1 protein-coding gene is annotated in these 484 nt (G+C 61.4%); it reads left to right on the top strand.

Features of this window, described 5'->3' with window-relative positions:
- The coding region (locus QK293_RS27485; RefSeq protein WP_282383518.1) for an immunoglobulin-like domain-containing protein at positions 1-484 on the top strand (484 nt) is incomplete at both ends.

The following is a 484-nucleotide window of genomic DNA, read 5'->3' as shown; positions in this document are numbered from 1 at the left end:
GTGATCACCATCGCCGCCAACGCTACCAGCGGCTCCGTCACCGTCAAGGCACCTGCCGATGACGTCTACAAAGACGCCGGCAAGGTCGAAGCGACCATCAAGGACGCCAGCGGTGGCAACTTCGAGAACCTGGTCACCAGCCCGGCGGCTGCGGTCACCGAAGTGACTGACACGATCAATACTTCGACGGTCAGCCTGACCGCCAACGGCACTGTGGCCGAAGGCGGCACCGTGGTTTACACCGCGTCCGTGTCTGCTGAAGTCACCGGTTCGCCGGTCGTTGTGACCTTGTCCAACGGTCAAACCATCACCATTCCGGTGGGTTCGAGCAGCGCCAGCGTGAACTTCACCGCGCCAAACGATGCCCTCGCCGGTGGCGGTTCGCTGAGCGTCAAAATTAACGACGCCAAGGGCGGCAACTTCGAAAAACTGGAAGTCGACGGCAAGCCTGCGAATACCTCGGTGACGGATTCTGCCGACACCA

It is taken from the genome of Pseudomonas sp. AL03, assembly GCF_029960815.1.
Classification (GTDB): domain Bacteria; phylum Pseudomonadota; class Gammaproteobacteria; order Pseudomonadales; family Pseudomonadaceae; genus Aquipseudomonas.
This window is presented reverse-complemented; position numbering and strand designations above follow the sequence as displayed.